Below are 8,758 nucleotides of genomic sequence, written 5' to 3' on the forward strand. Positions count from 1 at the left end.
ATGTTCACCACAAACGTCTGCTCACGGATACCGCCGTTGCCATGGATGCTACCCCGCTCTGCCTGTTCTGGAAAGGTTTCACCGTCGCCCATCACGAATTGAGTTATTGTCAAGGTTTGTGTATGGCCGGTCAGGCGGCAGTCCTGTCTGACTGATCGGTTACTTGCTCACCATCCCGGAACCGGACGTTGTTCACGACCAGCTCCAGCTTGTTGAACCCCTTGATCCGCTTCCAGCGCTTCTGAGCGCTCTGAAGCAGCTTGAAGACCATCGCCAGGGTCGTCGCCCTGGAGCCGCAATTGCGGCTCCGCTTGCTGCGCAGGCGGACCGTGGCAAAAGCCGATTCGATCGGGTTGGTGGTGCGAATATGCACCCAGTGCTCTGCCGGGTAGTCGTAGAACGCCAGCAGCTCCTCCCGATCCTTGGCCAGGCACTCCATCGCTCTGGGGTACTTGGCCTCGAAGCGTTTTACTGTGCGATCGAAGGCCTTATGCGCCTCGTCGCGGGTCTCGGCCATCCAGATCTCGTGGAGGTCGGCCTTGACCTTGGGCTGCACGGATTTCGGCAGCTTATTCAGTACGTTGGCGGTCTTGTGGACCCAGCAACGCTGGTGGTCGGTCTCCGGATAGACCTTGCTCAGCGCAGCCCAGAAGCCCATGGCACCGTCGCCGACCGCCAGCTTGGGGGCCGTGGTCAGCCCGCGCTCGCGTAGCCCCGTGAGAAGCTCCTTCCAGCTGGCTTCCGACTCGCGTCGCCCATCCTCGACGGCCACCAGCTCCTTGTGACCCTGCTCGGTGACGCCGATGATCACCAGCAGGCACAGACGGTCATCCATGCGCACGTTGCTGTAGACGCCATCGGCCCACCAGTAGACGTATCGCCGATCGGCCAGCTTCCGCTTCCGCCACTCGGCATGCTCATCTTCCCACTGCTTCTTGAGCCGGGTCACGGTGGTGGCCGAGAGTCCCTTGGCCTGATCGCCCAGCAGGGCTGCCAGGGCCTCCTGGTAGTCGCCGGTGGAGATCCCCTTCAAGTAGAGCCAGGGGATCAACTCCTCGATGCTGCGGGCCCGCTTCAGGTAGGGCGGCAGCAGCGCGCTGCTGAAGGTCACCCCGTCGCCACTGCGGTCACGGACCCGGGGCACCTTGACCTCGACGTCACCGATGCCAGTCTGTACCGTGCGCTCGGGCAGGTAGCCGTTGCGCACCACGGCGCGGCGACCATCTTCCAGCGTCTTATCGGCATACTGCTCCAGGAACGTGCTCAACTCCGCCTCCACGGCCTTGGCGATCAGGTCTCGGGCACCTTGGCGCAGCAGCTCATGCAGTAGGTCGGTAACACCAGTGTCTGGTTGCGTCACGGCTTGGAGGGTAGAATCGGTCATGGCGTATCCATCCTATGCTGGTTGTGATCTGGCGTGATCAATCAGCAGGATACGCCACCCCTCCTTCTATCCTCCATACACAAGACTTGAGCTTAACTCGCAAACCGATGGCGGTGGAGGTAATAGTCCTCGGCAATGACGAAACCGACGTAGAGCCGCCTATCGTCTCGCCAGGCGCTGGCCCGGAAGGCTTCTTTAGCCGCCAGGAATTCCCGTTGAGCCGAGGTACCGAAGGGGGAGCTCTTGCCACTGCCCGCGGGAAACTCTCCACGGGCCGCTACCGGTGTGGCGACGAACAGCAGCACCAGCAGAAAGGTGAAGGCCGTGTTCATGAGGCCGCCGCCGTTTTCCCCCTATCCACTGGCTGACGCATTGACCAGACAACCAGGGCCAGCCCCGCGATGAGCATCGGCAGGGTCAACAGCTGCCCCATGGTCAGCCAGCCGAAGGCGACGAACCCTAGGTGAGGATCGGGCAGGCGCACGAACTCCACGGTGAAGCGGAAGGCGCCATACAGCACCAAGAACAGCCCGGAGATGAGGCCCCGCTGGCGCGGTCGGCGCGACAGCCACCACAGCATGACAAACAGCACCACGCCTTCCAGGGCGAACTCATAAAGCGCTGAAGGGTGCCGCGGCTCCGGCCCCAGCCCCATCATGGGGGGGAAGACCATGGCCCAGGGAACGTCACTGATACGTCCCGGTAACTCGTGATTGATGAAGTTGCCGAGGCGCCCGGCGCCCAGGCCGATCGGCACCAGCGGGGCGATGAAATCGGTCAGCTGGAAAAAAGCCAGGCGATGCTTGCGGGCAAACAGCAGGGCGGCGATGAGCACACCGGCAAGGCCGCCATGGAAGCTCATGCCCCCGTCCCAGACCCTGAAGAGCCACAAGGGGTTGGCAAGAAGTTGCTCGAGCCCGTAGAACAGCGCATAGCCCAGGCGGCCACCCAAGATGATCCCCACGGCAGCGTAAAAAATCAGATCGCCGATATCATCGTGACTCAAACCCAGGCGATGGGCTCGACGACGCCCTAGCCACCAGGCGGCGGCCAGCCCGACCACATACATCAGGCCATACCAGTGAATCTGCACGGGCCCCAGGGAGATGGCCACGGGATCGATCTGCGGATATTGCAGCATGGTTCTTCCTTAATGCTCTGACAGCCAAGTCGCGTTGCCGAGACTGCGTTTACGATCAGCCTGGCTAGTCAACGATGCGATCGATGGTGACGTCGATCGGCGAGTCGGCCTCGCCGAGTGTCACCGGCCCCGCCTCGCCGATCAGGTCGCCTGGCTGCGGGGTGGCCTCGTCCGATGCGGAGACGCGCACCGTCAGGCGCAGCTCGGCAATCTGGGAGAGCCGTGCTTGGGGCGCCATGGCATCGTCGTCGTCGAGTGTCACCTCGAGCGGTAGGTCGGCGACCGTGGCCCGCTCGATGGCCAGCGGCGGCAGTTCGCCGGCCACGTCGCGGGCGACGACGAACACCGTGTCGCCCGGCGCGGCCCACTCGCGGAGCGCTTCGGCGAGGCCGACCCTGACCGCGAGCGACGCGCCGTCCTGCGCGGCCTGATGGGCATCGACCTGGTCGGACGAGGCGTCCAGGCGCTGTTGTGCCACGGCAATGCCCTCCCGCAGCGCTTCCGCCGAGCCGGGGTCGTCGAAGCCGGCGATCGCGCGTCGCCAGTAATCGATAGCCTCTTCATAGCGGGCGCGATCGAAGGCATGGATGCCCAGCATGCCGAGCACCGTCGGCTGACGCGGATCCTTGTCTAGGGTCTCGTCGACCAGTGCCTGGACCTCCTCGGTCATCGAGCGATTGGCGACGAAGAATTGGATCTGTGCCAATTGCGCCAGCAGGGAAGGCTGTCGACCCTCCAGCTCAATCAGGCGCTCAAGCGCGGCGATGGCATCACGTCCCCGATTGCTGTCCCGGTACAGCGGAAACAGCGACATCCACACCTTGGGATTGTCCGGCTGTCGCTTGGCCTGCTCCTCGAGCCGCTCGATCAGCATCGCCAGCGAGCCGTCAGGCGAGTTGCGCACCTCCTGATGCACGGCATACAGTGCCAGATCGCCCTCGGCGCCTTCCCGTTGATACCAGAGCAGACTGGCCACCACCAACGCCACCATCACCAGCGGCACCAACAACCGTCCGGCCTGGGGGGATTTGAGCGGTGTGCGTCGGCGTACCTGGGTATCCTCGAGCAGGCTGCGTTCGAGCTCCAGCCGACCCTCCTCGACTCGCGCGGTGTCGAGCTCGCCGCGTGCATGGGCCGTTTCCAGCGAGGCCAGGCGCTGACGATAGACCGCCACGTTCTGGGCATCGGTGCGCTGCTTGGTTTCGAAGGCCTGCTGAGCATCGTGCAGCGGGCGGGTCCGTCTCAGCGGCAGGATCACGAGCCACAGGGCAGGCAACAGTAACAGGGCGATGCCCAACCAGAGCAGATTCATTCGCTCCCCTCGCGGTTAAACAGGGCATTGAGGTACTCGCGCTCCTCGGCGCTGAGCGCTCGAACCTGGGCATGCTTTCGTTTGCGGACGAAGACCGCCACGATAAACCCCCCGATCATCACCAGCACGAACGGCAATCCCCATAGCAACCAGGTACGCTCGTCGAGTCGCGGGTTATAAAGCACGAATTCGCCGAAGCGTGCGACCATGTAATCGAGGATTTCTTTATCGGATCGCCCTTCGCGTAACAAATCTGCAACGCGTTCGCGCATGTCGGCAGCCACCGGGGAATCCGAGCTGTCGATGGCCTGGGCATCGCATTTGGGGCAGCGCAATGAGGCAGTAAGATCACGATAGCGCTCGGCCATTACTGGCCTCTCGAAGTCACGCACCTCGATAGCCGAATCCGCCAGCACAGGGACCGACGTTATCAACAAGAGCAACAGCAGGCCGGCCCGGGTCATCAACGCCATTTGCCCACCTCCTGCACGACACGTTCGACATCCTCGGGAGTGATATAGCCCGTGTGCTTATAGCGAATGATGCCCTCGGCATCGACGAGGAAGGTCTCCGGCACACCGTAGACGCCGAGCTCGAACCCCAGATCGCCATCCGGATCGAAGATATTGACTTCGAACGGGTCGCCGAACTCGTCGAGAAACTCCCGCCCCTTGACGCGGGTGTCCTTGTAGTTGATGCCGACCAAGCGCACGCCGCGCTCAGCGAGTGTCAGCAGCTGGGGCATTTCCTCCTTGCAGGTCGGGCACCACTCGGCCCAGACATTGACCAGCGTGACCTGCCCGTGCAACAGCGACTCATCGACCCGGGCACCAGGATCCTTCAGTGTCGAGAGGGAAAAGGCAGGAAACTGCTGGGCTAGCAGTGCCGAATTGCGGGCACTGGGATCCATGGCCAAGCCTCGGTAGAGAAAGAAACCCAGTCCCAGGAAAACCAGCAAGGGGAAAAGCAGTAACAGTCGCCGTTTCATGTATGGACCTCACGGAGGAGAGTGGAGTCAGCTGGCACTGAGCGCTGACGCCGATAGCGACGGTCCGCCACCGCCAGCAGACCGCCAGTGGCCATCAACAACGCCCCCAGCCAGAGCCAGCGTACGAACGGCTTGATCTGGATTCGCATGGCCCAGGCACCGTCACCCAAGTCTTCGCCCAGCGCCACGTAAATGTCCTGCAGCAGCCCAGGGCGCAGGGCGACGTCGGTCATGGGCTGACCGCGGGCAATATACAATCGCTTCTCGGGCCGTAGGGTGGTGACATGCTGGCCATCACGTGTCACCTCAAGGGTTGCCGTATCGGCCAGGAAATTGGGACCGCGGCGCTCGCTCAGGTCGGTCATGGTGAAGCTGTAACCGCCTATCTCGACACGCTCCCCCACGGCAAGACGTACGTTACGCTCGATGGCATAGTTCGACACCATGGCCACGCCCACGATGGTGATGGCCATGCCCAGATGGCCGACTACCATGCCCCAATGCGCCAGCGACAGCTTGCGCAAGCCGGCCAGGGGTGAGGAGGCATGGCGGGTCTTGTCGAACAGGTCACGGATCAACGCCAGCACGACCCACAGGGCCATGACCAGCCCCAGCGCCACGGCGGCGTTCCATTCTCCGCCGTAGAGGAACGGCACCGCCGCCGCCGTGATCAGCGCGGCGATGCCGGACCAAAGTAGTCGGCGCATCAACTCGCGCCCCGCCATCTGCTTCCAGCGCGCCACGGGGCCTAGCCCCATGAAGGCGCACAGCAGCACGGTCAGCGGCACGAATAGCGTATTAAAGTACGGTGGGCCGACGCTGATCTTGCCCAGCCCCAGGGCATCGAGAATCAGCGGGTAGACCGTGCCCAGCAAAACGGTCACGGTCATGACGACCAAGAGGATATTGTTGATCAGCAACAGCGCATCTCGAGACAACCAACCGAAGCCCACATTGCCGCTCATCCGCGGCGCACGCAGGGCAAAGATCAGCAAGGAAGCGCCCACCGTGAACCCCAGCAGTGCCAGAATGAAGATGCCCCGTGACGGGTCATTGGCGAAGGCATGCACCGACGTCAGCACCCCGGAGCGCACCAGGAAGGTGCCCAGCAGCGACAGCGAAAAGGTAAAGATCGCCAGCAGGGCGGTCCAGCTCTTGAAGGTGCCACGCTTTTCCGTGACCGCCAGCGAATGGATGAGCGCCGTCCCGGTCAGCCAGGGCAGGAACGAGGCGTTCTCCACCGGGTCCCAAAACCACCAGCCGCCCCACCCCAGCTCGTAGTAGGCCCACCAACTACCCAGCGCGATGCCCATGGTGAGGAAGGCCCAAGCAATATTGGTCCAGGGCCGCACCCAGCGTGTCCAGGCGGCATCGAGCCGCCCTCCCAGCAAGGCAGCGATGGCAAAGGCGAAAGCTACCGAGAAGCCCACATAGCCCATATAGAGCATGGGGGGATGGAGGATCAGCCCGACGTCCTGTAGCAGCGGGTTGAGATCGGCGCCGTCCTGAGGCACTCCCGGCAGCAGACGTTCAAAAGGGCTCGACGTGATCAGGATGAACAGCAAGAATCCGGTGCTGACCATGCCCATGACCCCCAAGACACGGGCCAGCATGTCACGCGGCAGGTTGCGCGAGAACAGGCTGACGGCGAAGCCCCAGCCGCTGAGGATCAGGCTCCATAGCAGCACCGAGCCTTCGTGTCCCCCCCACACCGCCGTGAGCTTGTAATACCACGGCAGCATCGAGTTGGAGTTGTTGGCCACATAGGACACACTGAAATCATCGAGCAGGAAGCTCGCGGTCAGGCTGGCATAGGCCACCAGCAAGAAGGCGAACTGCCCCCATGCCATGGGCTCGGCGAAGGCCATCCAGAGTGGGCGGCGGAGCGTGACACCCGCTAACGGAGCCAGCGCCTGTATAAACGCCAGGCCCAGCGCCATGATCAGCGCGAAGAGACCGAGTTCAGGAATGATTTTGACGAGCATGGTGATTCCGTCTTGAGTCGCGTGATTTCGGGTATACGGATTTAATGATTGATGGGGTGAAGGTGCCCCATCAACCATTAAATCCGTATACCCTAAAAAAGTAGCGCTGCCAGCCTCCACCATTCGCAAAAAGACTGAATGCGGCACCGGTGTTCCATAGGTGCACCCAGTTAAAGAACGGGGTCACCGAAACATACTCGCCATAGGCCATTGATTGCTGCACCAGCCACTTTACAGCCTGATCAGACGCTGCCAGCAGGCCCGATATGGACAATAGGGCATACGGCGAGAGCTTTTTGCCAATAATGAGCATTATTTAACCCTTCAACGCCAAAATGCGTCTGGCACCGTTAAGTACAATGCCCCCCGCGATGGTGCCGATAATCAGATCCGGATAATTGGAACCGGTCCACGCGACCAGGGCGCCGGCGGTGATGACCCCCAGGTTGATCACCACGTCGTTGGCCGAGAATATCCAGCTTGCCTTCATGTGCGCCCCGCCTTCCCGATGTTTGGATATGAGCAGCAGACAACTGGTATTGGCAATCAATGCGACGAATGCGATAGCCATCATCACCAGCGATTCAGGCTCACTACCGAATACAAAGCGTCTCACCACCTCTACGAGCACGCCCACAGCCAAGATAAGTTGCAGTACACCAGCAAGATGCGCGGCACGTACCTGCATTTTCACGCTATGTCCAACCGCATAAAGGGCAAGCCCGTACACCGCCGCATCGGCAAAATTGTCCAGGGATTCTCCAATCAGGCCGGTGGACTGGGCGATCAGACCGGCAGTCATTTCCACCACGAACAGAAGTGCATTGATGCCGAGCAACCAGCGCAGGGTCCCGGATTCTTGCTTAGCAGAAGCTGCCGAAAACTCGGCGGCCTTGATGGTCTCCGGATTTGCAGCGACGGTTTCCTGAAGCGAGGCGCCTAGCCCCAAGGTCTTCAGTTTCGAGGTGACGGGCTCGACCTCGCCGTCATGCACGACCTTCAGCCGGCGGTTCGACAAGTCGAAGGACAGCGCCCGAATCTCCTCAAAGCCGTTCAGGGCTAGGCGAATCATTCGTTCTTCTGATGGACAGTCCATCTTCGGCACGGCATAAACACTGACCCATCTCCCTGGCGCCTCGGAGGAGGCCTGTATATCGGTATCCGCTGCGGACGTTGCATCACCGCCACAGGCGCCACCACAGGATTTGCTCATGATACGACTCCACTTGAACAATGTTGTGGTACCATTTAAAACTATAAAGCTACTATAAGGTCAATAGAGTAAAGAATCCGTTGGGGAGGAGGCTGATGCGCATTGGTCAGTTGGCGCAGTTGGTAGGGGTCGAAACACAGACGATCCGCTTCTATGAACAGCAGGGCTTGTTGCCGCCGCCTGATCGGCAGGACAACGGTTACCGTGTCTATACCGAGAAGCATGGTGAGGGGCTGGCCTTCATCCGTCGCTGCAGAATCCTGGGCCTGTCACTGGCTGAGATTCACGAACTACAGAGCTATCAGGACGACCCTCATCAGCCTTGTACCGCCGTCAACGCCTTGCTCGATGATCACATCTCTCATGTGCGGTCGCAGATAACCGCTCTGCAAGCGCTTGAGAAACAACTCGTTTCACTGAGAGCGAGTTGCAACGATGACCGGGAAGTTGAGGCGTGTGGGGTTCTTGCTGGAATTAGCGAAGGAAACATGCACCAGCAGTAGGTGAAGCATCAACCAGATAATCCGATGAGATGCCGGTCTGTCTCACTCTCACCTGAATCCGTGAGACCGGCCCCCAGGAATGCTTCTAACCTACTGAACTGCATGGCAATATAGCGAATATCGCCATTCACCCAGACAGTGCCATGCCCAACGTCAAGTTCCGTGCCAGTCGCCGCACCCTCACCAGCCACGCCGGGCTGTCCATCATCGGGCAATGCTTCGAGATCGCTGG

General features: G+C 61.2%; 11 protein-coding genes. 1 reads left to right on the forward strand and 10 read right to left on the reverse strand.

From position 1 onward, the window contains the following. Nucleotides 1-130 precede the first annotated feature (130 nt). The 9 genes from DFO68_RS15010 to DFO68_RS15050 all read right to left on the reverse strand — a co-directional run bounded on the left by DFO68_RS15010 (nt 131) and on the right by DFO68_RS15050 (nt 8,023). A complete protein-coding gene (locus DFO68_RS15010) occupies nt 131-1,384 on the reverse strand; it encodes an IS256 family transposase (protein WP_133484431.1) in 1,254 nt (417 codons plus the stop codon). A gap of 92 nt (nt 1,385-1,476) precedes the next feature. Further along, on the reverse strand, nt 1,477-1,716 hold the full coding sequence (locus tag DFO68_RS15015) for a hypothetical protein (RefSeq protein WP_023005046.1): 240 nt from the start codon (nt 1,714-1,716) through the stop codon (nt 1,477-1,479). Further along, nucleotides 1,713-2,525 (reverse strand): prolipoprotein diacylglyceryl transferase, encoded by an 813-nt coding sequence (lgt, locus tag DFO68_RS15020; RefSeq protein ID WP_023005047.1) that lies wholly within the window; start codon nt 2,523-2,525, stop codon nt 1,713-1,715. Before lgt ends, DFO68_RS15015 begins: the two co-directional genes overlap by 4 nt. Before the next feature lie 64 nt (nt 2,526-2,589). After that, nucleotides 2,590-3,837 carry a c-type cytochrome biogenesis protein CcmI gene (ccmI, locus tag DFO68_RS15025; RefSeq protein ID WP_023005048.1) on the reverse strand — a complete coding sequence of 416 codons (1,248 nt, stop codon included), beginning with the start codon at nt 3,835-3,837 and terminating at the stop codon, nt 2,590-2,592. After that, nucleotides 3,834-4,310, reverse strand: coding sequence for a cytochrome c-type biogenesis protein (locus DFO68_RS15030; RefSeq protein WP_023005049.1), 477 nt, complete (start codon nt 4,308-4,310; stop codon nt 3,834-3,836). Before DFO68_RS15030 ends, ccmI begins: the two co-directional genes overlap by 4 nt. Beyond that, on the reverse strand, nt 4,301-4,825 hold the full coding sequence (locus DFO68_RS15035; protein WP_031217685.1) for a DsbE family thiol:disulfide interchange protein: 525 nt from the start codon (nt 4,823-4,825) through the stop codon (nt 4,301-4,303). Before DFO68_RS15035 ends, DFO68_RS15030 begins: the two co-directional genes overlap by 10 nt. Beyond that, nucleotides 4,822-6,810, reverse strand: a complete 1,989-nt coding sequence (locus DFO68_RS15040; RefSeq protein WP_023005051.1) for a heme lyase CcmF/NrfE family subunit — start codon at nt 6,808-6,810, stop codon at nt 4,822-4,824. The genes DFO68_RS15035 and DFO68_RS15040 overlap by 4 nt, the downstream gene beginning before the upstream one ends. 70 nt (nt 6,811-6,880) lie before the next feature. After that, nucleotides 6,881-7,123: a signal peptidase II gene (locus DFO68_RS15045; protein WP_432206852.1), complete on the reverse strand. Its 243-nt coding sequence runs from the start codon at nt 7,121-7,123 to the stop codon at nt 6,881-6,883. A 3-nt stretch (nt 7,124-7,126) separates the two neighbouring features. Then, the gene (locus DFO68_RS15050) at nt 7,127-8,023 is read right to left on the reverse strand and encodes a cation transporter (protein ID WP_004574643.1); all 897 of its coding nucleotides are present in this window, start codon (nt 8,021-8,023) and stop codon (nt 7,127-7,129) included. 95 nt (nt 8,024-8,118) lie between these two features. On the opposite strand from DFO68_RS15050, the gene cadR reads away from it, so the two are divergent. Beyond that, the gene (gene cadR / locus DFO68_RS15055) at nt 8,119-8,526 is read left to right on the forward strand and encodes a Cd(II)/Pb(II)-responsive transcriptional regulator (protein WP_004364961.1); all 408 of its coding nucleotides are present in this window, start codon (nt 8,119-8,121) and stop codon (nt 8,524-8,526) included. 8 nt (nt 8,527-8,534) lie between these two features. Here cadR and DFO68_RS15695 read toward each other — a convergent pair. Next, nucleotides 8,535-8,758 (reverse strand): hypothetical protein (locus DFO68_RS15695; protein WP_208107449.1); only part of this gene is annotated, 224 nt, incomplete at its 5' end.

Origin of the sequence: Halomonas ventosae (assembly GCF_004361885.1) — a bacterium.
GTDB lineage: Bacteria > Pseudomonadota > Gammaproteobacteria > Pseudomonadales > Halomonadaceae > Halomonas > Halomonas ventosae_C.